Genomic DNA, 21394 nt, shown 5'->3' on the forward strand with positions numbered 1-21394 from the left:
TATTGGAACATGAAGCGCGCGCAGGCGTCCGTCAGCCATGAGCCGCCCGCCGCTCGCGTTCCGGTACGCCACCGGCGGCAATTCGCGTGACCAGATCGACCAGTTGCGCCACTTGCGCCCGCTTGATCGCAGCCCCTGCGGACTCCCCTGCCCCGGCCTTCGGCGCGACAGCGCGAACAAATCCCAGCTTCTCCGCCTCCTTGAGACGTGACGCCGCATGCGCCACCGGCCGAACCGCCCCCGACAGCGACACTTCGCCGAAATAGACGCAATCATGGCCCAGCGGCACACCGGCCAGCGACGACACCAGCGCCGCAGCAACGGCCAGGTCGGCGGCTGGCTCCTGGATGCGCAGCCCCCCTGCGACCGCAAGGTAGACATCATGCTGGCCGAAGCGGACGCCACAATGCGCTTCCAGCACGGCCAGGATCATCGACAGGCGATTGCCGTCCCAGCCGACGACCGCCCGTCGCGGTGTGCCCAGCGAGGTGGGCGCCACCAGGGCCTGAATTTCGACCAGCATGGGGCGCGTCCCCTCCATGCCGGCAAACACCGCGGCGCCTGCAGCCGACGCGTCACGCTCGCCCATGAACAGGGCGGACGGGTTGGGAACTTCCTTGAGGCCGAGCCCGGTCATCTCGAACACGCCGATCTCGTCAGTCGGCCCGAAGCGGTTCTTGACCGAGCGCAGCACGCGGAAATGCCGCGCGCCGTCGCCTTCAAAATAGAGCACCGCATCGACCATATGCTCGACCACGCGCGGACCGGCGATGGAGCCGTCCTTGGTCACGTGGCCGACAAGAACCACGGTCGCCCCGCTCTCCTTGGCATAGCGGACCATGGCCTGCGCAGCCGTGCGCACCTGCGCGACCGTGCCGGGACCGGCCTCCACCAGCTCGCTCCACAGCGTCTGGATGGAATCGATCACCACAAAGTCGGGCGCGGGACCATCCTGCAGCGTGGTGAGAATGTCCTCGACCGAGGTTTCCGCCGCCAGCGACACGGGCGCGGACGCAAGCCCGAGCCGTTCAGCCCGGAGGCGCACCTGTGCCACTGCCTCTTCGCCGGAGATGTAGACGACGCGCGCGCCCTTCTGCGCCAGCGTCGCCGCCGCCTGGATCAGAAGCGTGGACTTGCCGATGCCGGGATCGCCGCCCACCAGCAGCGCCGAGCCGCGCACGAAGCCGCCACCGGTCACCCGATCGAGCTCGGCAATGCCGGAAGCCAGGCGTGGCGCCTGCTCGATCTCGCCGGACAGCGCCACCAGAGGCACCACCCGGCCCTTGCGCATGGGGCGGCCCTTCTGGCCGAACACCGACGTCCCGATGCTGCCGCCCGCCACCTCCTCAACGAAGGAGTTCCATTCCCCGCAGGACTCGCATTTGCCAACCCAGCGCGGGCTGGTGGCGCCGCAAGTCTGACAGACGAAGGTGGTGCTACGCTTGGCCATGAATGCTCCCGACGGAATCGCTTCGGGCCACACTGCCCCAATGTTCCTGTTTTGTCCACAACATTCCCTTGGACCGCGCCATTCGCCTGACGGAGGCAATGAGGTTGGGAAAACGCCGCCTCAGACCAATTCGCCAGAATGCTGACGCATTGGCTCATTGAGAACAATTCGAATTTCTCATTTGCGTCAAAGGCATGAGAAATTCGAATACGGAATACCAAGAGTCATTTTCAATGCCACTTGGTATCAGACCAGCAGGTTCAAACTGCCCGGCGCCTGGCTGGAGTCGGAAGCGGTCGATGACGTGTCCGTGCCCGTCGAGCTGGATGTGCTCCCGGATGTGGCATCGGTGGAGGACGTCCCGTCGGATGCTGTGCCCGAGGTGCCGTCGGTCACCGTCGTGGTGCCGTCTCCGGCCGTATCCGGCGCCGCAACAGCGCTGGCGCCACTGGCTTTCGAAGAAGTGGGGGCGGCAAGCGAACTCAGGATCGACTGTGTGCGGCGGGTATCGAACATCGGCTCGCTGATGTCGCCAAGCGAAGCCTGGCTTTCCGCCAGCTTCTTCTGGCCTTCAGCGATCTTCTTCTGCATTTCCGACTTGTACCAATCGACCAGATTGGTGGACTCCAGCATGGCCTGGAGCGTAGCGCCTTTGAACTTGTCGTAGTTGCGCTTCACATAGTCGGCCATCGCCTCGTCGGTGCTGGTGGCATTGAGGAAAGCCGCGCCCCAATCGGTGCCGGTCTGGGCCGGGCCGAAGAAGATGTCGTTGGCGCTCGCGGATGCGGAACTGGCGCTCGTGCCACGCGACTTCACCGCCTCCATCGACCATTTCGATGCGGTGCCATATGTCGCGATGGAATGGACCCTGTAGGCCATGGCCAGCATACCCCTTCTGGCCGAAAACCATGGACCAACATGGTTAATGCTCTGTAAATTTCAGGTGAGCCCAGCCGCCCTGCCCGCGTGCCTCCCCGCGGATTTGCAGGATTTTCCCGCAATCGTCATTAACGAAGGGCGCCAGCTTGCCCCACTATTGGACAGGCGAAAACTGCCAGGGCCACGGGCCGGGATGGCCGGTCTCAACAAAGAATTACCCAGGCTGGCAATCCTGACCAGGGTCCGCTGTCCGGCAAACGGCCACGCGGCATCCTTCTGGTCAAATCTGCGCATTCGCGGCACGTGGCGCGGATATCCCGTGAAAAATGAAGCTAACAAAGCCCTTAAGCCACAGTTTCGACGTCATTAGCCGAAAAACAACCGTCTCCTGCTAAGTTGAGTTCGTCAGCAGGGATAAGGGACCACAATAAAATGCAATCGACCAAATCATTGATCGTGGACGCCGTTTGCCGCTTCCCCGTGCAAGAGACGGCAGCCTGGCGTGAACTGAACAAAGGCCCCGCCACCGCGGAAATCGATCACATTGAAGCCCGCGCCGCCTCCATCAACACCACCGACTGCCTGTTCGACGGCGAAGCGACGATCGTCCTCAAGGACGCCCGCGCCCTGCAGGCGATGATCTTCGGACGGTTCGATGGCCGCCGCGCTGAAGTCGAGCGCATCGTCATTGCCGCCTGATCACGGTTTGCATGAAAAAGGGGAAGGCGCAGGCGCCTCCCCCTGAATTGCTTTTGAGCCTGCCGAACTGACGGGCTCACGATCGTCGACGTTGAAGACTGCCCGGTGCTCAATGCCCCTGTTCTTTTCGAACAAGGCCGCACCAATGGGGCAAAGCCTCAGATCACGCCGGCAACGATCGCGACGACGAATAAGAACGCCGCACACACAATCAACGTGTTGAGACTTCTGGTCATGCTCATCGCGGGCCATCCCTCTCGTTAGTGATCGGTGCCAGCCATATTGCAGCCGGCACACCAGGCTTCTCGTTCGTGCCCCAGCCCTATCGGCCGAGTTTCCTGCAGGAGAGCATAGGCCATGAAGGCGCTCTTCCATCAGGGCGCAGAGGGAAACTGTATCCCCAAAATCGGAAATGACAATAGATTTCGTTCATGCACCGCAGCAATCCACAAAATGGCCAGCGAAGACAGCCGATTAATGCGGGATTGAAGCGATTTAACAAATATGCAGGATTTACTACATACTGAAGAATTAAATCTGACGGAAAATACTTGGAAACTACTGAGTTTCGACAGTAGCTGTCGCGCAGACAGCAATATTCGGACCCGGGAACATCCCGGATCCGATGGACCAAACAGGCAACGAAGTGTAACGGGCTGGCGATGCCGGGATCACGCCGTGAACAGGTAGTTCCGGAATTCCGACGTCTCCAGGGCAATCTCCGCCATGCGATGCTTGACGACGTCGCCAATCGAGATCAATCCGACCAGCACACCACCTTCAACAACCGGCATGTGGCGGAAGCGCCCGGTGGTCATCATTTCCATGATGTCCTCAAGCGTATCGGCCTTGGAACAGGTGGATACCGCCCGCGTCATGAACTGCGAGACCGCTTCGTCCAGCGCAGCCGGTCCCTGCAGCGCCAGAACGCGCACCACGTCGCGCTCGGACAGGATGCCCACAACGCGGCGTGCTTCATCGACCATGACAAGAACGCCGATGCGCTTCTCGGCAAGCCGCGCAACCGCGCGACCAAGCGACATCGTGGAGTCTCCCGTGACGACTTCGTTGCCCTTGAGCGACAAGATCTGCTTTACGGTGGTCATCTGAAAAATCCTCCGCTTGCGCCTGAATGTGACTGTCGTGGAATGCCTGCTGCAATCAGCGGGACGCCGCCTCTCCCAAAGCGCACGCCCTCGCCGAATAGAGCGACGGGCATCACACCACGGTGACGCGCCCAACAGCCTTCCGCTCCAAGTCCTCCCGGAAGCCGTCCGCAGGCACGACCGTGGATCATGATGGATGCAAAGGCGGCCCAAGATCAAGTCAAATTTCAGAGACCTTCAAATACGTACTACCACATCGCAACAATTCACTAGACGATCCGATTAACTGAACCACGATCAAATATCGAAAACAACAGAATTCCCGCAATATATCCAAACACGTTCATGAGGATTGTAACGGAAAGACCTCCATGCGAGCCGAAAATGAAGGCAAACAGAGCGTTTGCAACGAAAATAAAACCAAAAAGTCGCAAAACCTTTTCGTTTGACCACATTTCGACGATCCCCAGCGCCTTCACATGCCACTGGTTGCCATCACCGGTCATCATCCCAGAGAAGCCACTCTGATAGACAAACCTGACGGCACCACCCAGTTGCGCACTGATCATGAATGACGGACCGATCAGAACCGACTGCGGATCCCGCGACAACACCCAGAATACCGCGGCGCCGATCGCTGCGGACATGCCGGAGAACAGTGCGAATCGCAGCGTGCCGAACCGGAAGGCCAGCGCCGAACCGAAGGCCATCATCCAGAGCATCTCGAAGACGAGATCGGAAAGAGACGTGTTGAGGAAGACGTAGGTGACGAACGTCCAGGCCTGTGCGCCCGCCCCTCCGGGCATGATGACCCCGGCAATATAGCGCAAGGGCGTGAAGCAGAAGGTCAGGAAGAAGTTCTCCGCCCCCGCCTCCGCCAGATAATACCGCTGACCGACGAAGACGGCAGCCGACACGAAGATGAAGACGATGATGGCCGAAGGCAGGTTGAACATGGGCTCCTGCCCATGACCAAGGTCGCGATTCATGACGGCTTCCAGACGCGGAACGATAAATGAAACAGTGGTGCGCCGCGCACGGAGGTCTCGGCCAGATCAGCCGTCACCATCGCCGCCGGCAGCCCACGGTCGAACGCCCGATCCATAGCGAAGAAGCGGCAAAGATGCAAAGAAAAGCCCGGCACCTGTTGCCAGGGCCGGGCCGGTCGCCTCCCCGAAGTTAACCTTCGGTGGTCTTGCCGAAAAGTGATGCTGTCAAGTTCAGAGCCAGAACTTGAGAGAAACTATGCGGAAATCATCGTTCGTTAGCAAGCGCAAGCCGTTATTAACCTTAACTCGCGCAGCCCCGGTTAGCCACCCCCTGCAACAATTAACAATTGGTTAGCACTGGCACGCGCCCTGCAAGACCTATGTCGGAACAACGACACCACAGCCCGATCTGTCTCAAAATGACAAGGGATCAGGCTGAGCCGGACCGGGATACCCTGGAATCGGCGGCAACTGGGGACCGACATGAAACACGCCGTCACACGCTCGCTGTACGAATATTGGACCCGCCTGCGCGGGCACCGTACCGCACCGGGACGGCACGAGGTCGAGCCCGGCGAAATCCGCAGCATCCTCGGCGACACCTTCATCCTCGAGGCGGCCGATCGCAACGTCTACAATTTCAGGCTCGCCGGTACGCGCCTCTGCGCGGCCTACTGCCGTGAACTCAAGGGACGCAACCTCCTGGACTTCTGGTCCGGCAAGGATCGGGAGTCCGTGGCTTGCCTGCTCGCCGCGATCGTCGAAGACGGCGCTGCTGCCGTCATCGGCCTGAACGCGCAGAATGAGCGCGGCCAGATCATGCCGGTCGAAATGATGCTGCTGCCGCTGCAGCATGACGGTCCGGGGCATACCCGGATCCTCGGCTGCTTTGCCCCGATGGACCAGCCCTACTGGCTCGGAATGCTGCCCGTGATCCGCCAGCCCATCCAGAGCCTGCGCCTGATCTGGCCGGACGAAAAGCCGTCCTTCCTGCTGCGCGGCGATCAGGCGCCGGCAAGCCCCAGCCAGGAGCCCCCTGCCCTCAGGACGGGCACCGGGCGCACTTTCGGCCACGCCCCGGGACGCCCGGTTGGGCATCTTCGGGTCATCGATGGCGGCCGCCGGGAGTGAATCCCGCCCGGCAAGCCACATCTCAATGCCAGCAGACCGCCACACGCAACGCGAGTGGCGGTCTTTGCATAAGTGTATAAAAACTAGGTCGCAACATACACCCAATATTAAGCAAGGAACGCCTAGGCTCCATTTCACACCGGAGGCTATTCTCCCGTTTCAATGGACGTCACAATGGCGACCCTCGCTGATCCCGATCGCGCCACGCGAAAGATGCCTAAACCGGAGAGACGCCGGTTTCAGCGCGTGAAGATCAACGTGCTCGGCCGCTTCATGCTGTCCAATCGAAATGAGTATCCTTGCCAGGTCCTGGACATGTCGCCAGGCGGTGCCGCGCTGATGACGCCGGTATCCGGGGAACTCGGTGAACGTGTGGTCGCCTATATCGACCACGTCGGTCGCATCGAGGGGGAGATCACACGCCATCTTGAAGGCGGCTTTGCCATGACGGTCAACGCGACCGCCGGCAAACGCGAAAAGCTCGCCGCGCAGCTGACCTGGCTTGCCAACCGCGACGTACTCAATCTTCCCGAAGACCGCCGCCACGAGCGCATCACGCCGCGCCGGCCGTTCTCCGACGTTGTCATGCCCGACGGCAAGGAAGTCCGCTGCAAGATCATCGACGTGTCGCTCTCCGGCGCCGCTCTTGCGACCGACGTCCGCCCGCCGCTTGGCTCGCCGATCACCATCGGCCGCATGCGGGCCCGTGTGGTGCGCCACTTCCCCGAAGGCATCGCCGTTGAATTCGCGATGCTGCAGTCGGAAGACATGATCAACAACAACCTTTGACGCGCGATGGCGGCGACCTGATGCGAGCCCATCACGGCCCGCATTTACCCGCCATTGACTCTGCGGCCATTTCAGCCAAAGCAATGCCGTAATTTCTCCTGCAATTTCCGACGCTTCGTAGGCATTGCAAAGGATTTTAGGCGTCGAGGGCGCAAGCCGCAGCCCAACCGTTGCCATGGCATTAAGAGCCCTGCCCCGGCTATTTCCCCTTCGCCGTTAATATTCGCGCCCAGCACCGGGGCATGGCCGTCTCTGCCGAAAAGTCGCTGCTTTCCGGTCCCTGTGCCGCCCCGACGCAGGGAGCGACACCGCATTGAACGGTAAACATTCACGAACTCACCTGACGCCGACGGTAAACGCCACCTCAACAAGGCGTATTGGCCCATAGTAAAAATTAGGTTATCCGAAACCAATACAAAGTTAATCAGAGATTATTTCGGCACTGAAAGTTTGAATTCCTGATTTCACGCGACCTCAAAATCATTGTGTCAATCTCCCTAGCAACAACAGGGAGACGTCACGACGATGTTCAAGATCGCGACGCTTAAGAATATAACGCTATTTAGCTTGATCGTCATGGGCAGCAGCGAAGCATTTGCTACCCAGAAAATGATGGAGATCAAGGGAACCACGCCGCCGCCGATTGGATATATCCAGTTCTGCGGAGTTCATCCTGACGATTGCCGCCCCTACGTGCGCCCCAACCAGATCGTTCGTCTGGACACAAACTCATGGACTCAGTTGTCGCAGGTCAACTCCGGCGTCAACGCGGCCGTCATGCCGGCCACGGACATGCAGATCTATGGCGTCATCGAGCGCTGGGAATATCCCAAGGTCGCCGGTGACTGCGAGGACTATGTCCTGGAAAAGCGGCGCGAACTGGTGAACGTCGGCTGGCCGGAGAGCGCCTTGCTGATCACGGTTGTCCGCGATGAGGCCGGCGACGGCCATGCGGTCCTGACGGTCCGGACTGACCGCGGTGACGTGGTGCTGGACAACAAGACCGACCAGATCCTCGTTTGGGCCGATACGCCCTATTCCTACCTGAAGCGACAGTCCCCTGCGAACCCCAACAGCTGGGACCTGATCCAGGATGCACGGACCTCCCTTGTGGGCTCGGTCAACTGATCAACGCGTTGGAACAGCCATGGACTTTGCCGGTGCCGGGAACCCCAGCACCGGCTTTTTGCTGTCCATGGAAGACGGACGGCCGAGTGCTGACGGCATCAGGCGCAGGTGCCTGCAGGCCAGAGACTTTACTAGTCGTTACAGCTCATGACGCTGTGACGGCCTGAAATGGGACGGGTTCGGGATGAGGGACTGGCGATGTGCGTCATGCGCAGACCGACGGAAGCGCTGACCTTCGGTTCGGGAGGCATCCAATCTCGCGACAGGTACGCAGACCAACCGCAGAGAGAAGACACCGGGCTTGCCCCAAAGACACGCAGTCAGATGCCAGCGGCTGCCAACAAGGGCTCAGACTTGACGCCGGGCATGGACGACGCCATGCGGTCGCCGATCTGCCGCAACTGCTGAACCGCCGCCTGCTCGTCGGGATAATTGGCATCGCGCCAGGCTTCAAAGGCGTCCGCCGGCATGGGCTTGGCGAAATAATAGCCCTGCACCAGATTGCAGCCGAGCGATTTGACTTCCGCCAGCTGCTCGGCCGTCTCGACACCCTCGGCAACAACATCGCAATCGATGGCGCGCCCAATACCGATGATGGCGGAGACCAGTGACTTCATCTGCTTGTCGTGACCGATGCGCCGAACGAAGGTCTGATCAATCTTGAGACGATCCGGCTTGAGATGCGACAGATAGGCGATGTTGCTATAGCCGGTCCCGAAATCGTCGAGCGCCAGTCGGACCCCGAGCTGCTCCAGGCCTTCGAGATTGCGCGAGACGACGGCATCATCGCCGAGGATGACGCCCTCGGTGATCTCAAGCTCCAGCCGATGAGGATGGAGATTGTGCAGCCTGAGGAGATCGCGCACCTGCGACACGAACTCCCGCTGCTGGAAGTGCATGGCCGAGACGTTGACCGCCACGGTCGGCGGGTGCTGCCATTTCTTGGACCAAGCGGCCGCCGTGCGGATGGCCTGATCGAGCACGAAGTTGTCGATTTCGAGAATGAGTTCGCTGGTCTCGGCGGCCGGGATGAACAGCGCCGGCGGCACCATGGCCCCCGTCTCGCGATCATACCAACGCAACAGCGCTTCGGCCGAGGGAACATGCGGATAGGCGACATTCACCTGCGGCTGCCAATGCAGCTGCAACTGGCCATCCTTGAGAGCATTGCGCAGACGATCGCGGATCGTCAGCACGCGCTGCCGTTCCTGCCGGATCTCCGCGTCGTAGAACTGCAGCCGCCCGGCCCCTTGCCGCTTGGCCTTGTAGAGGGCAAGGTCGGCAAATTGCAGCGCTTCGCGCACCGTCGTCGCATCGGATGGGCAGAAGGCCGCGCCGGCCGAGCAGCGGACCACGATCTCGGTGGTGCCGAACTGAACCGACGTGTTGAGCTGGGTGAACGCCGAGCGCAACATGGTGACCGCGCCGGCATCGAAGAACCCGTCGATCGGCAGCGCGACGACGAACTCGTCACCGCCCCAGCGTGCAACGTGGGAGTTCGGACCGAAGTTGGCCGTCAGCTGCCGGACGAACGCCCGTAGCACGGTGTCGCCGGCCATGTGCCCGAACTCGTCGTTGACCTCCTTGAAATCATCGACGTCGAGAACAACCAAGGCCAACGGCAGACGGTCGCTGCTGCGCTCGTAGCTGTCGATCCATTTTTCAAAGCCCTGACGGTTCAGGAGCCCGGTCGTCGCGTCGTGACTTGCCTGGAACTCGGCTTCGCGCCTCGACTTGCTGTTCAGCCCCAGGAGCATGAGCATCGACGCAACAGCGCCAAGCAGGGAGATGAACAGCTTGAGCAAGGCATGTCGGCTGGCGTCCAGCGCCTTGCCTTGCATGTCAATCAGCACCGCGCTCTGAACATTGAGCTCCTCGTTCATCCGCTCGAACAAGGTCTTCAAGCGCGTGAGGTCATGGGTGAGTGCCTGCCTGAAGCCCGCGTCCGTGATGTCCCCCGTGGCCATTGCGGCGATCACACCATTGCCAAGTTCCTGAATCTGGCTGGTGTAGACCCCAAAAGGGGACTCAGCCCCACCCTCGAGATCGGAGACATTGTGAACGAGAGGCAGGAGATTCTTGATGTAGCTCGCAAGCATGGCCAAGTCGGTTGTCGACAGCGACTTGTGCCCCCCGATGTCGAAGAGCGACTCCATCCCGCCGAGCGACTTCAGCTTCTCGATGACCCAGCGATTGGCAGCGAAACTCAAACTGGGTCGGGAACTCTCGATGCTTTGAACCGTGTTGTAGGCGTCAATCGCCGTATTCTCGGCAAAGACGATCAAACCCAAACAAAGCGCGATCGGGGCCGTCGTTCGCAAGTATTTTGCCTTGGCGATGGTCTGCAGATGCAGACGACGCAATAGTTTCATCAGGAACCATCCGGCCTTTGCTCAACCGCCCTCAAGTTCGGCGACTATGACCGAACCTTTCGAAAGGCGTTTATCTCTTGGCGCAAATCATTGCTGCGCAAGAGCGATCCTGGCAAAGACAGGTTGCGGAAACGTTTCTAATTCTTCGGCTTGATCAAAAGGAGGCCATAAAAGAGACAAATTCCCAATCACGCTTCAATTCGTGAATTGAGTGCGTCAAAATAAATATATCTCAAAGCTAATCAAACGGACAACTGGCCACCTCAACCTGATGTGGCAGCCTGTACGACATAACACTTGACGTGGTCGCCCCATCGGGAAATGGGGCGGGCAACAAGGTCTTACTGGAACGTTTGCGCCAGCACCACAAAGAACGGCAACAGCATCACGCCCGAGCACAGGCTCCAGGCACCTGCAATCGCTGTGGATGCAAACAGCCAGCCAACCGGGCGATGTTCGATGACACGGCCACGAATGGCGTTCCGCATCAGGATTGCCGGACCGGCAAACATGATGAGGAACGTCTGGGCAATACCCATCAGCATGGAGTCGCCCTTCAGCTCGAAGCGCGCCGGTTCGGTCGTGAACAGCTGATAACCCGAGGACAGAATGCCCGCGAGCACGAAGCCGATGGCAATCGAAAAACTGGCCAGCACCAGATCCTGAGACATATCTTTAACCCCGAATTAACCCAAATCCGAAATGAAACATTAAGGACTGTTTCGGCAAGCGAGTCGCAAATGGCGGGCCAGCAGCGATCTGGACCTGATATTGGCGATTTTCCGCGCAGTCTCCCAGATTTTCCAGGCCACGAGGACAATCGAGCCTCGGGACTGTTTCATTTCGGGAGTTGGGTGTGACCCATTACGCGGCATATCAGGACCATGACCTGATGCAGACACGCCGCCGCCGACCGCAGCGCCGGGCGAGTGCATCGGCTTGGCTGTTGCGCGGTATCACCACCTGCGTTGCCCTTGCCGGCTTTGCCCTCCTCGGCAACCTGATCCTCGGATGGGCCAACGACCTTGGAGAGCTGGACGGCCGAACCACGGATGCCTCGCCCGTAACCCTGTTCATCGGCCAGCAGCGCCTGTCGGTTCCCGCCAACATGTTCCGCTTCGACAACCAGCGCAACGTCGGGCCGCATGACCACGTGGATCTTGCCGTCCATTGGCCCGAGATGGCCGGCTATCAACCCGCCTTCCGCAGCGACTACATGGACACCGGGCCGGATGCCCCCATCGTCTATGTCACCGTCCGCGTCCGCGATACCCTGACCGACAGCGCCGGGCGCCTGATCAACGTCTACCAGCACTTCTTCCAGGACGGCGCCATTCCCGCACCAGCCGGCCTGATCGGCCATCGCATGAGCGCCGAGTCCGGGCTCGAAGGCGAAGAGGTCTACTTCGAAGCCGGCTCCACCGACCCCTTCACCACCCATTGCACGGCACCGGACAGCTCAGGCTATCCCGCCTCTTGCCTCACCGAGATCCACGCCGGTGACGACCTGTCTGTCCTGATCCGCTTCCGCAAGGGCATGCTGGGGAACTGGGCCGGCATCAAGAGCGGCATTCGCGTGCTGCTGCTGAGCTTCGGCGTCACCGCCTGACAAAGGCGACCGCGCAGGCTGTGTGTGCAGGGGCGCCTGAGATCGGAGCGCACGCCCCTGCGCCAATCCCTCTCAGCACCTCTCAAGAAAAACGCGCGCCGGAGACCGGCACGCGCTCTGTTTGATCAGCCTTCGAGATCCATGCCGAGAATGGCCATCTGGAAATTGTAGGACTTCTCGTCATCCTCGTCGTCTTCATAGACCACGCCGATGAACTCTTCGCCGACGTAGACTTCCGCCGAGTCCGACTTCCTCGGCCGCGTCCGAACCGAAATGGTCGGCGACGCGAGGGTCTTGCGCAGGAATTTTTCGATCTTGGCGAGTTCGTCTTTCGTCAACTTGTATCTCCAGAAAATGTAGTGGCCGGCAACGGGCGCAAGGGACTGCGCCGCAGGAGGTACCCCGGCCCCAGCCCCTTCATACACGCTCCGCCCCACAAAAAAACCCAGGCGCTCGCATATGCACCGAAGTTATGCCATTTCGCCCAGATGCTGACGCATCGGCTCAATGAAGACATTTCGAATTTCTCATTTGCGTCAGAAGCGTGAGAAATTCGAAAGCGGAATACCAAGAGTCATTTCCAATGCCACTTGGTATTATGCGTCCCGCCAGAGAGGATGAAGCAAGACGGCAGACAGCACTCAGATCGCTTCGCCGCCAAATTCAGGCAGACGCTGCTCCATGCTGTGCGACGGCTCGGCGCACCCGGCCTCGCCGATCACCTTGGCGGGAACCCCGGCAACGGTGGTGCACCGCGGCACCGGCTTCAGCACCACCGAACCGGCGGCGACACGCGAGCAGCTGCCGACCTCGATGTTGCCGAGGATCTTGGCGCCGGCACCGATCAACACGCCCGCCCGAATCTTCGGGTGACGATCGCCGGTCTCCTTGCCGGTGCCGCCCAGCGTCACATCCTGCAGGATCGACACATCGTCGTCGACCACGGCCGTCTCACCGATGACGATGCCGGTAGCATGATCGAAGAACAGCCCACGCCCGAGCTTGGCGCCGGGGTTGATGTCGGTCTGGAACACTTCCGACGAGCGGCTCTGGATGTAGAGCGCGAAATCGCGCCGCTTGCGCGTCCAGAGCCAATGCGACAGGCGGTAAGCCTGGATGGCATGGAAGCCCTTGAAATAGAGCAGCGGCTCGATCAGGCGGTCGCAGGCGGGATCGCGATCATAGACCGCCATGATGTCGGAGCGGAAAGCCTCGCAGATCGAAGGATCATCGGCTACCGCTTCCTGATAGGCTTGCGCGATCATGGTCGGCAGCACCGTGGTGTTGCCCAACCGATCTGCCACGCGCTGAATGACGGCGTCTTCCAGGCGCACCTGATCGAGAATGGTCATGTGCAGGAAACTGCCGAGCGCCGGCTCGCCATCGACGGCGGCGGAGGCTTCGAGGCGCAGCCGCGCCCAAACCGGATCAAGCGCCTCCGTATGCCGGCCTCGCGCCGATGCCAAGCTGCTCATCGTGACACTCCAATCTCATTTCGACACGCCACGCGGACGTCATTTGCCGGCGCGAACACCTCACTCTCGACCAAAAGCGTGGGTGAGGTCGTCCACTGTTGTGCCATAGGATAGTGGTTCATGCGCCTCAGGAAAAGTCCGGGGTCGATGACTTTATTTCAGGGACCCATCAATGGCTGAAATTGATTGCCTTTCCACCCCGTCCATTCGCGTGGAAATTCGCGATAGTGTCGGCTGGCTTCTGATCGACAATCCGGCACGGCATAACGCCCTGACGTTCGCCATGTGGCAGGCGATACCCCAGGCAGTCGCCGCGCTGGATGCCGATGACTCAGTCCGGCTGATCGCAGTGTCCGGCGCCGCCGGGGCTTCCTTTGCCTCTGGCGCTGACATCTCCGAGTTCGATATCGTCCGCTCCGACGAAGCCGTATCGATCGCATACGAGGCGGCCAACGCCGACGCCTTCAGCGCCTTGCGCAAGGCCGCCAAACCAACCGTCGCTGTCATCCGGCGCTTCTGCATGGGTGGCGGCATCGGCCTGGCCGCCGCTTGCGACTTGCGCTTTGCCTCCGACGACAGCGTCTTCTCCATTCCCGCCGCACGTCTGGCTCTTGCCTATCCGGTCGACGCGGTGGCCGACATCGTGCATCTGATCGGCCCTTCCCCAACGCGCGATCTCTTCTATACGGCAAGACGCCTCGATGCCGCGGAGGCTCACCGGCTCGGCCTGATCGACCGCCTGATACCGCTCGAAGGTTTCGAGGCGAGCATCGCCGCCAGCATCGCCGAGATCACCGCTCTCGCGCCGCTCACCCAGCGCGCCGTCAAGTCCGCGGTTCGCCTGGCCCTGGAGCCGGACGCTCGGAACCTGCGCGAACAGGCGCTGCGCGATGCAGCCCGCTGCTTCTCGAGCGACGATTACAAGGAGGGGCGCGCCGCCTTCCGGGAGAAGCGCCAGCCGACGTTCACGAGCCGCTAGTGCCTGGAGTGACGCCGGCTTTGCCGCCTCACGCTGAGGTGCTCGAATGACATGAGGCCGGCCGCGCTGAGACCGTCGTCGTCTCGGTCACACGCAGGGCGGTGCGAACCTGACGGCAGCAACGAGAGATTCATCTGCCCGGTCAGCCCTTTGCCTCGTTATGCACAAGGCTTCGAAGCGCCGGTCGAGTGACTCCAAAAGAGGCATCAGCACCCAGCGCCAACTTACGGAAATGACTCCAATTTAGGCTTGCCTGAGCAGTCGGATTTTGATTCTCTCTGCCTCAAGGCCGAAGCAAATCGGCCAGAAAAAACGTGCCTGATCCGCAGGGAAACTGCGGTTTGGGCTTTAACAGGCTGACGGCGAAAGTCACAAAAGCGCTGTTCTCTGCGTAGGCGACGGCAATGCCTGACTTCAGGTGTTGCGTTCGACGCTTGAGGAGGCATGAGCGCAAAGAGCAAGGATTTCGACACAAAACATTGTTTTTATTGATTTTCCTAGATTCTCTTAAAGCACATCGACAAATTCAGGCAGCCGCGCAAGCCCGACCTGCCTTCAGGCTTTAAGATTTACCTTTAACTATATGATAACCATATATTTTTATCGACTGTTAATGTGTTACGTAATCCCGATAGTCAACCGGAAGGGTTGAGCGAACGGAATCCTCACCCGCTTTAAGAGTCTCATGCAATGGATAACAAAGCTTGAATCCGGATCAGAAACTGAATCCGTTCAATCGCTTAGGCCATTCTGAACCTTTATCTTTCCCGCCTTGCTGAGAAAATGAATCCGCCGGCGCGAACCGGATACGCTGTGAAATGACTGGCCGCGGGGGCGATGGTGCGTGGATCTTGTCGCAGCGGATTTGATCGAGGGCGCACGGGCGTCTTGACACAGGGCCTCACCTGCCCGGCAAGCGCCATGGCGCGATCAGGTCAGTCGCAGGTCAATACAAAGATGGAAACGGGCTCAGGTTGAGCGGGCCATCAGTTCGATGGCGACGAGATCCATCTTGCCTGTGCCAAGCACCGGCAAGCTGTAGGTCTTGACGATCTTGCGGGGGATGCTGAGTTCGGGCACACCATGGGCCTGGGCGTAGGCCAGCAGGGCATCCACCGACGCCTCACCACTGTCCGTCACAAGCACCAGAGCTTCGCCCTTGCGGGCATCGGGCACGCTGACCACCGCGTGGGACGTCTCCGGCCACAGCGCCGCCGCATAGGCCTCCACGGCCGCAAGCGACACCATCTCGCCGCCGATCTTGGCAAAGCGCTTGGCGCGCCCGCGGATGAACAGGAAACCTTGTTCGTCGATCACGGCGATGTCGCCGGTGTCATACCACCCGCCCGGCTCGCCCCGTTGCAGCACGCCGGGCTGATCGGCCTTGAAATAGCCGATCATCACATTCGGCCCGCGCAGGAACAGTCGCCCGCCGTCGTCGAGCCCCTGGATCGGCTCAAGGCGCGCTTCCATGCCCGGCAGCAGGCAACCGACCGAACCAGGCTTGAAGGCTCCCGGATAATTGCAGCAGACCACGGGCGCACATTCGGTGGCGCCATAGCCTTCGTTCAGCACCACGCCGAAGCGATCCATCCAGAGCGCGCGCGTCTGATCCTTGACCCGCTCGGCACCGAGAATGGTCAGCTTGACGCCCTTGAAATCCTCGTCCTCCGCCGACCGCGCCCAGCCGCCGGCAAAGGTGTCGGTGGCGATCAGGACGGACGACCCCGTCTCGCGGACCAGAGCCGGGATCTGCTTGTAGTGAAGCGGCGAGGGATAGAGGAAGCTTCTGAAGTTGGCGATCAGCGGCAGCAGCAGGCCTGCCGTCAGGCCGTAGGAATGAAACACCGGCAGCGCGTTGAACATCACGTCGCCGGGCACGAAGGTATAGAGATGCGTCACCTGACCGATATTGGCCAGCAGGTTGGCACTCGACAGGGCCACGCCTTTCGGCAGGCCTTCGGTTCCCGAAGTGAACAGAACCGCGGCGACATCGTCGGGCTTGCGACGATAGAGACCATGGAAGACGCGCGGCAGTTTTGCATAGGCAGCGCCGATCACCTTGTCGACAAGCGTCAGCTCCTTGCGCACCTTCTCAAGGTAGACGATGCGCACCTTCTCCGACAGCCGTTCAACCAGTTCCTCAAGCTTCAGCGTCTTGATGAAGAGCTCGGAGGTGACCACCGTCTTGATGCCGGCCACGATCACGGCCGCTTCAATGTTCTTGTAGCCGGCCGAGAAGTTGATGAGGGCCGGCGTGCGGCCGTAGGCGGTGAGCGCGAACAGGGTGACGGCAACGCCGTTCACATTCGGCAGCATGACGCCGACATTCTCGCCCTTGCGCGTCAAGGCCGCCAGGCGACGTCCGAGGACGCAGGACGCCAGCATCAGACGACGGCGGCTGATGGGCTCCCTTTGCTGATCCTCAATGGCCGGGGCATCTGGATTGACATCGAGGCTGTCGATGAAGGCGTCGAACAGACTGCGCTGGTAGAGCCGCCGATCGAGATCGGTCTTCTCCGGCGGGACGCCATACACCCTGTCGCCAATCGTTCCGCTCATGCTCTGCTTCCTGCCCCTGCTGCCTTGCGATCTCTTTGAGGGCTTGTCCTCGGATCACTTTGCGGCCGCCACGTTTCCAAGGGTGAACTTGCTATCACTTCAACGCAAGCCCCGAAAGATCAAGCACTTGCAAGATCCACCGGACTCTCTTTGTCAAACTCCCCGCAGAACCGATCGACGAGATCGCCCCTTCGCCTGGCAAAAGGGGCGGCAAGCGCCGCCCCATCCGTAGTCTCGGGAAACAGGTCGAACATCCTGCACCATCAATGCGTTACGACATACTTCCTGATTTCGTCGATCGCGCAGATGATGTGATAGAAGGTCGAGGCAGGTGCCGGCTCGACCACGAAAGAGCCATCCGCGTTCATACGATCGCGCCAGAGGCCTGGCGTATCGACCTCGAAGAAGCCCATCAGCGCCCGCGACGCCTTCTCGACGGCGATAAGATGAACGTCACGCGCCGCGTCGTCGGCGGTCAGGGCTGCCAGGGCGATGTTGCCCTTCATGCGCTCGGTCTGCGACCACAGACGGGCATGGCCCTGCTTGACCGAAAGATCGTCCCAAAGCTCGAAGATCGCCACTTCATGCGGACGGTTAAGGCCATGAACCTCCGTCTCCGCCACCATCTTGCGCGCGGCAGCAATGGCGTCGTCGCGCTTGCGCGACGCACCCCAGCGCGCCAGGAGCCAGGCCCATTCATACTGGTGGCCGGGTTCCAGGATGCGCCCGGCGTCGCCGGCGGCCACAACCCAGTCGCCGTCGAAGAACTCGCGCAGCCAGCCGGACTTGTCGATGAACTTTGTGAGGCAGAGGTTGGCGATCTCGTCGGCAAGTTCCGACCAGACTTTGTCGCCGCCGACCTCTTCCCAGGCAAGGCACGCCTCGAACATGTGCATGTGCGGATTGGCCTTGAGCGGCAGGCTGCGCGGGTTCGCCTCCTCGAAGCCGGCCACCGGATGCTTGTAGCGCGTCATCAACAGGTCGCGCAGCTTGACCGCCGCCGCTTCCACACGGCTGCGGTCGTCGAGAACGGACGCGGCAGCAGCAAGAGCGAACAGCGCAAAGGCCTGATCATAGAGCGAGAAGGTATCGTCCTTCGGGCTGCCGTCGGCTTCCGTGACCATGCGGATCGAACCGTCGGGCAACAGGCACTTCGCGAAGAAGTAATCGAGACCGTCGGAAACGGCCTTCTTCCACGGTCCCGACCAGCCCAGCCGGCCGGCCAGCGCGAAGCTGAAGATTTGACGCGAGGTCACGCGCGTGCGGCGGGCGCGCGGCTCGATCTCGCAGCGCAGTCCGAGCACTTCATGAAAGCCTGCGCCAGCATGATCAACGCCGAAGCCATACCAGATCGGCAGCGCCTCGCGGTGCAGCCAGGTCATCATCTCATCACAGACGGTCTTCACAGCCTCAGCAGCACTCATGTTCTTGATCCTCAATAAGACGGGGGCACTCAACCTTCGCTTCGCTCGCGCGTCAAGTTCGGATGAGGCTCGGGTGCCCTGCCGCCAGAAAATGCGGATTGGCAAAATCGCAGTCTTCGGCCTGATTGCGCTTGCCATAGAGGAAGGCCGTCCCGTCGGTTCGCGTCATCAGCCCACCAGCGGCCCGCAAAACAGCATCGCCGGCCGCCGTGTCCCATTCCATGGTCCGACCGAAGCGCGGATAGAAATCAGCCTCACCGGCAGCGATCAGGCAGAATTTCAACGAAGACCCGGCCGAAATGAAACGCTCTACCGCAAAAGCTTGCAAGAAGCTCGCCATGCTGTCGGAGCCATGCGACCGCGATCCAACCACGGTCACGCCCGAAGGCGGCAGCGCGCGCACCACGATCGAGCGACGCGGCCCGGCCCGCCCGTCAACCACCTCGGCCGTGCAAGCCCCATCCGGGCCGCCGGCGAAGAGACGCCCCTGCGCTGGGGCATAGACGACGCCCATCACCGGCACCCCATGCTCGATCAGGCCGATGTTGACGGTGAACTCGCCATTACCTGCGATGAACTCCTTGGTGCCATCCAGTGGATCGACCAGAAAGAAGCGCTCGCCGGTTGCTGGAATGCGCCCCGCGGCCACGCTTTCCTCGGCCACCACCGGCACATCCGGCGCCAGCCTGGCGAGCGCGGCGAGAATGACGGCCTCCGCTCGCTCATCCGCTTCGGTGACCGGCGAGGCATCCGCCTTGCGGCTGACGGCGATCGGCTGGGCATAGACGTCGAGAATTTCCCGCCCGGCCTCGATGGCCGCAAGGATCAGTCCGTCGAGTAGGGCCGGGGAAGCAAGGGTCATGGTGGTTTCCGGAAAATGCAGACTGGTCGCTCTATGGCAAGCCATCGCCTTGCCTGTCAACGCAAGAAGCCCGAACCCGCGGCAATCCCATGCCCGTCGTCCAGCCGACCGCAAGATTTCGACGGCAGCAAGGTCTCGAAAGTTGGCGACCTGCCAACCCGCCTGTCAAAGCAATAGGGCGAGCCAGTTGAACCGGTGCCCCATCGGCGAGCTTTTCGGTGGGTATCTTGCTGGAAATCTGTGACGCTTTGTTTCTGGTTTGCATCTTGCCAGCCCAGATTGCAGACTTGCGCCAGATAGACTTGATTCTGCCGGGGTGGAGACCATGCCTTTCGATTTGCTGCGCCGGATGATGCTGGTGGTGGCACTTGTGGTTCTCCCGAGCGCCGCAATGGCCGATGTCGTTCAGTCCCAACCCTTCGGGCCGATCAATGACAGCTTTGCAACGCCGACCGACTTGTCGGACGACGAGTATCTGACGTTGGGTTCGCTGCTCTTTGCCACGCGGCAGATCGGCGAACCGGCAATCTCGGCGACGTCTGCGGGTCGATCGGTCTGGTACAACTACAAGCCAAAGGCGGATACGCGTGCGGTCATCGCGCTGACAACAGGCAACCTCGAGGCGGCGCCGTTCCAGATTGCCGCCTACACCGGCGACACGCCGTCCAGCCTCAAGCGCCTGGCGGCAGCGACCATGAAGGGCGTGGATAGCGAAACCGTCAGCCTCGTCCTCGACCTGACGGCCGGCACCACCTATCGCATCAAGATCGACACGGCCATCCAGGCCGGCGGGTTCAGACCCTACTTCAACATCGGGCTGCGCCGGATCGCAAGTGCTGGCGGCCTTGCCATGTTGCGCTGGCGGTCGGCCATCATCGAGGATGGCACCTCGGAAAACCGTGAAGTGCTCGTGGTCAACGGGTATGGCAAACAGGTCGACGTCAAGCCGGACGTCGGCGATCTTGCCGATCGGATTGCCGTGGCATCCGCGACCATCAAGCTGGCACCCAAGGCCGCCACGTGGTTCCGGGTCGCAGACCAGGGATCGAAAGCTCCGGACAACACGACCAAGCAAGGCAAGCTCGTCGTCACCGCATCAGAGGTGAACGCCAAGGCATCCATCGGGTCGAGTTCCGTGGAAATCAGCCATGTCGCGGTCAACCTGACCGACCGCCCCACTCTTACAGTGCGGTTTGCACGGCCAGGGCAAGGCTTCCGCACCACCCTGCATTTCCTCTCGTCCGCAGACGTGGCGAACACATCGACAGTTGACGCCTCCGGCTGTCGTTTCGAACCCGACGAAGCCTTGGTGGGGACGAAGTTCTACCGGCTCGGTGACAACGGCAAATGGGTGGACATGAACCGGCCATTTGCCATCGCCGCAGGAACCACAAAGCACTTTCAGGTCGTCACCTCGGGCTGGATGTCCGGACGCGCCGTGTCGCTGCGCTGCGGCCATCGATCGATCAGCCTCAACACCGATCCCATGGCCCGGATGACCGGTTATCCGCAACTGGGCGAGCCAGCCACCCTGACGGTCACCTCGAAGAATGTCGACGGTCTGCTGCGCTTCGCCATGCCTGACTTTGCGACCTCGCGCCTCACCGCCAAGATCGTGAACGGAGCCGGCTACGCTGGCGAATACAGGTTCGCGGTTGCAGCGAACAGCACGCCCGCCGGGCAAGTGGAAGCCTATTGCCTGTCAAATGCCTCGGGCGTCTGCAAGGCCGCGACAACAACCACACCGCTCACCTTGAATCTTGCTGAGCGTGAAACCGTTTACGTCACCTTGATGATCCATCGCGGCAATGCGACCGGCGATGCGCTTGTCACCTACAGCGCTCTCGCCACCGACGGCATCGCCAACCGACAGGCGGCCACCGGTGGTTTCATGATCACCGAACAATGACGCCTGCGACCCTTCGGCGCCGATAAACCGA

At 61.0% G+C, this 21394-nt stretch carries 18 protein-coding genes; 7 read left to right on the plus strand and 11 right to left on the minus strand.

Features of this window, described 5'->3' with window-relative positions; translation table 11 throughout:
• Nucleotides 1-31 precede the first annotated feature (31 nt).
• Both radA and L2I41_RS10325 read right to left on the minus strand, forming a co-directional pair.
• Nucleotides 32-1450, minus strand: coding sequence for a DNA repair protein RadA (gene radA / locus L2I41_RS10320; protein WP_237153469.1), 1419 nt, complete (start codon nt 1448-1450; stop codon nt 32-34).
• A 246-nt stretch (nt 1451-1696) separates the two neighbouring features.
• Nucleotides 1697-2329, minus strand: a complete 633-nt coding sequence (locus tag L2I41_RS10325; RefSeq protein ID WP_237153470.1) for a hypothetical protein — start codon at nt 2327-2329, stop codon at nt 1697-1699.
• 432 nt (nt 2330-2761) lie between these two features.
• On the opposite strand from L2I41_RS10325, the gene L2I41_RS10330 reads away from it, so the two are divergent.
• Nucleotides 2762-3028 (plus strand): hypothetical protein, encoded by a 267-nt coding sequence (locus tag L2I41_RS10330; RefSeq protein WP_237153471.1) that lies wholly within the window; start codon nt 2762-2764, stop codon nt 3026-3028.
• A gap of 671 nt (nt 3029-3699) precedes the next feature.
• On the opposite strand, the gene L2I41_RS10335 is transcribed toward L2I41_RS10330, so the two are convergent.
• Together L2I41_RS10335 and L2I41_RS10340 are read right to left on the minus strand one after the other, a co-directional pair.
• Nucleotides 3700-4134: a CBS domain-containing protein gene (locus L2I41_RS10335; RefSeq protein WP_237153472.1), complete on the minus strand. Its 435-nt coding sequence runs from the start codon at nt 4132-4134 to the stop codon at nt 3700-3702.
• 269 nt (nt 4135-4403) lie between these two features.
• Nucleotides 4404-5123, minus strand: a complete 720-nt coding sequence (locus L2I41_RS10340; protein ID WP_237153473.1) for a rhomboid family intramembrane serine protease — start codon at nt 5121-5123, stop codon at nt 4404-4406.
• A gap of 483 nt (nt 5124-5606) precedes the next feature.
• On the opposite strand from L2I41_RS10340, the gene L2I41_RS10345 reads away from it, so the two are divergent.
• The 3 genes from L2I41_RS10345 to L2I41_RS10355 all read left to right on the plus strand — a co-directional run bounded on the left by L2I41_RS10345 (nt 5607) and on the right by L2I41_RS10355 (nt 8171).
• Nucleotides 5607-6254, plus strand: coding sequence for a PAS domain-containing protein (locus L2I41_RS10345; RefSeq protein ID WP_237153474.1), 648 nt, complete (start codon nt 5607-5609; stop codon nt 6252-6254).
• Nucleotides 6255-6428: 174 nt separating this feature from the next.
• Nucleotides 6429-7043, plus strand: a complete 615-nt coding sequence (locus L2I41_RS10350; protein ID WP_237153475.1) for a PilZ domain-containing protein — start codon at nt 6429-6431, stop codon at nt 7041-7043.
• A gap of 525 nt (nt 7044-7568) precedes the next feature.
• Nucleotides 7569-8171, plus strand: a complete 603-nt coding sequence (locus L2I41_RS10355; protein WP_237153476.1) for a transglutaminase-like cysteine peptidase — start codon at nt 7569-7571, stop codon at nt 8169-8171.
• Between the two features lie 320 nt (nt 8172-8491).
• On the opposite strand, the gene L2I41_RS10360 is transcribed toward L2I41_RS10355, so the two are convergent.
• Together L2I41_RS10360 and L2I41_RS10365 are read right to left on the minus strand one after the other, a co-directional pair.
• On the minus strand, nt 8492-10543 hold the full coding sequence (locus tag L2I41_RS10360; protein WP_237153477.1) for a putative bifunctional diguanylate cyclase/phosphodiesterase: 2052 nt from the start codon (nt 10541-10543) through the stop codon (nt 8492-8494).
• A 341-nt stretch (nt 10544-10884) separates the two neighbouring features.
• Nucleotides 10885-11214, minus strand: coding sequence for a DUF6949 family protein (locus tag L2I41_RS10365; RefSeq protein WP_237153478.1), 330 nt, complete (start codon nt 11212-11214; stop codon nt 10885-10887).
• Nucleotides 11215-11435: 221 nt separating this feature from the next.
• On the opposite strand from L2I41_RS10365, the gene L2I41_RS10370 reads away from it, so the two are divergent.
• Entirely contained in the window at nt 11436-12152 is a 717-nt protein-coding gene (locus L2I41_RS10370) for a hypothetical protein (protein WP_237153479.1), read from the plus strand.
• A 125-nt stretch (nt 12153-12277) separates the two neighbouring features.
• Here L2I41_RS10370 and L2I41_RS10375 read toward each other — a convergent pair whose 3' ends face one another.
• Together L2I41_RS10375 and cysE are read right to left on the minus strand one after the other, a co-directional pair.
• Nucleotides 12278-12490: a DUF3126 family protein gene (locus tag L2I41_RS10375; RefSeq protein WP_237153480.1), complete on the minus strand. Its 213-nt coding sequence runs from the start codon at nt 12488-12490 to the stop codon at nt 12278-12280.
• A 303-nt stretch (nt 12491-12793) separates the two neighbouring features.
• Nucleotides 12794-13627 (minus strand): serine O-acetyltransferase, encoded by an 834-nt coding sequence (gene cysE, locus L2I41_RS10380; protein ID WP_237153481.1) that lies wholly within the window; start codon nt 13625-13627, stop codon nt 12794-12796.
• Between the two features lie 172 nt (nt 13628-13799).
• On the opposite strand from cysE, the gene L2I41_RS10385 reads away from it, so the two are divergent.
• A complete protein-coding gene (locus L2I41_RS10385) occupies nt 13800-14606 on the plus strand; it encodes an enoyl-CoA hydratase (RefSeq protein ID WP_237153482.1) in 807 nt (268 codons plus the stop codon).
• Nucleotides 14607-15575: 969 nt separating this feature from the next.
• Here L2I41_RS10385 and L2I41_RS10390 read toward each other — a convergent pair.
• The 3 genes from L2I41_RS10390 to cysQ form a co-directional block, all read right to left on the minus strand.
• Nucleotides 15576-17168, minus strand: a complete 1593-nt coding sequence (locus L2I41_RS10390) for an AMP-binding protein (RefSeq protein ID WP_237153483.1) — start codon at nt 17166-17168, stop codon at nt 15576-15578.
• 263 nt (nt 17169-17431) lie between these two features.
• Nucleotides 17432-18592: an AGE family epimerase/isomerase gene (locus tag L2I41_RS10395; RefSeq protein WP_237153484.1), complete on the minus strand. Its 1161-nt coding sequence runs from the start codon at nt 18590-18592 to the stop codon at nt 17432-17434.
• Nucleotides 18593-18644: 52 nt separating this feature from the next.
• Nucleotides 18645-19454, minus strand: a complete 810-nt coding sequence (cysQ, locus tag L2I41_RS10400) for a 3'(2'),5'-bisphosphate nucleotidase CysQ (RefSeq protein ID WP_237153485.1) — start codon at nt 19452-19454, stop codon at nt 18645-18647.
• Nucleotides 19455-19779: 325 nt separating this feature from the next.
• Here cysQ and L2I41_RS10405 point away from each other — a divergent pair, with 325 nt between their 5' ends.
• On the plus strand, nt 19780-21363 hold the full coding sequence (locus tag L2I41_RS10405) for a hypothetical protein (RefSeq protein ID WP_237153486.1): 1584 nt from the start codon (nt 19780-19782) through the stop codon (nt 21361-21363).
• The last annotated feature ends 31 nt before the right edge of the window (nt 21364-21394 follow it).

This window comes from Oryzibacter oryziterrae (assembly GCF_021864535.1).
GTDB lineage: Bacteria > Pseudomonadota > Alphaproteobacteria > Rhizobiales > Pleomorphomonadaceae > Pleomorphomonas > Pleomorphomonas oryziterrae.

What these genes read in the sequence shown, in the direction of transcription:
- radA (WP_237153469.1), bottom strand. Translation starts at nt 1,450, where the DNA reads ATGGCCAAGCGTAGCACCACCTTCGTCTGTCAGACTTGCGGCGCCACC.
- L2I41_RS10325 (WP_237153470.1), bottom strand. Translation starts at nt 2,329, where the DNA reads ATGGCCTACAGGGTCCATTCCATCGCGACATATGGCACCGCATCGAAA.
- L2I41_RS10330 (WP_237153471.1), top strand. Translation starts at nt 2,762, where the DNA reads ATGCAATCGACCAAATCATTGATCGTGGACGCCGTTTGCCGCTTCCCC.
- L2I41_RS10335 (WP_237153472.1), bottom strand. Translation starts at nt 4,134, where the DNA reads ATGACCACCGTAAAGCAGATCTTGTCGCTCAAGGGCAACGAAGTCGTC.
- L2I41_RS10340 (WP_237153473.1), bottom strand. Translation starts at nt 5,123, where the DNA reads ATGAATCGCGACCTTGGTCATGGGCAGGAGCCCATGTTCAACCTGCCT.
- L2I41_RS10345 (WP_237153474.1), top strand. Translation starts at nt 5,607, where the DNA reads ATGAAACACGCCGTCACACGCTCGCTGTACGAATATTGGACCCGCCTG.
- L2I41_RS10350 (WP_237153475.1), top strand. Translation starts at nt 6,429, where the DNA reads ATGGCGACCCTCGCTGATCCCGATCGCGCCACGCGAAAGATGCCTAAA.
- L2I41_RS10355 (WP_237153476.1), top strand. Translation starts at nt 7,569, where the DNA reads ATGTTCAAGATCGCGACGCTTAAGAATATAACGCTATTTAGCTTGATC.
- L2I41_RS10360 (WP_237153477.1), bottom strand. Translation starts at nt 10,543, where the DNA reads ATGAAACTATTGCGTCGTCTGCATCTGCAGACCATCGCCAAGGCAAAA.
- L2I41_RS10365 (WP_237153478.1), bottom strand. Translation starts at nt 11,214, where the DNA reads ATGTCTCAGGATCTGGTGCTGGCCAGTTTTTCGATTGCCATCGGCTTC.
- L2I41_RS10370 (WP_237153479.1), top strand. Translation starts at nt 11,436, where the DNA reads ATGCAGACACGCCGCCGCCGACCGCAGCGCCGGGCGAGTGCATCGGCT.
- cysE (WP_237153481.1), bottom strand. Translation starts at nt 13,627, where the DNA reads ATGAGCAGCTTGGCATCGGCGCGAGGCCGGCATACGGAGGCGCTTGAT.
- L2I41_RS10385 (WP_237153482.1), top strand. Translation starts at nt 13,800, where the DNA reads ATGGCTGAAATTGATTGCCTTTCCACCCCGTCCATTCGCGTGGAAATT.
- L2I41_RS10390 (WP_237153483.1), bottom strand. Translation starts at nt 17,168, where the DNA reads ATGAGCGGAACGATTGGCGACAGGGTGTATGGCGTCCCGCCGGAGAAG.
- L2I41_RS10395 (WP_237153484.1), bottom strand. Translation starts at nt 18,592, where the DNA reads ATGAGTGCTGCTGAGGCTGTGAAGACCGTCTGTGATGAGATGATGACC.
- cysQ (WP_237153485.1), bottom strand. Translation starts at nt 19,454, where the DNA reads ATGACCCTTGCTTCCCCGGCCCTACTCGACGGACTGATCCTTGCGGCC.
- L2I41_RS10405 (WP_237153486.1), top strand. Translation starts at nt 19,780, where the DNA reads ATGCCTTTCGATTTGCTGCGCCGGATGATGCTGGTGGTGGCACTTGTG.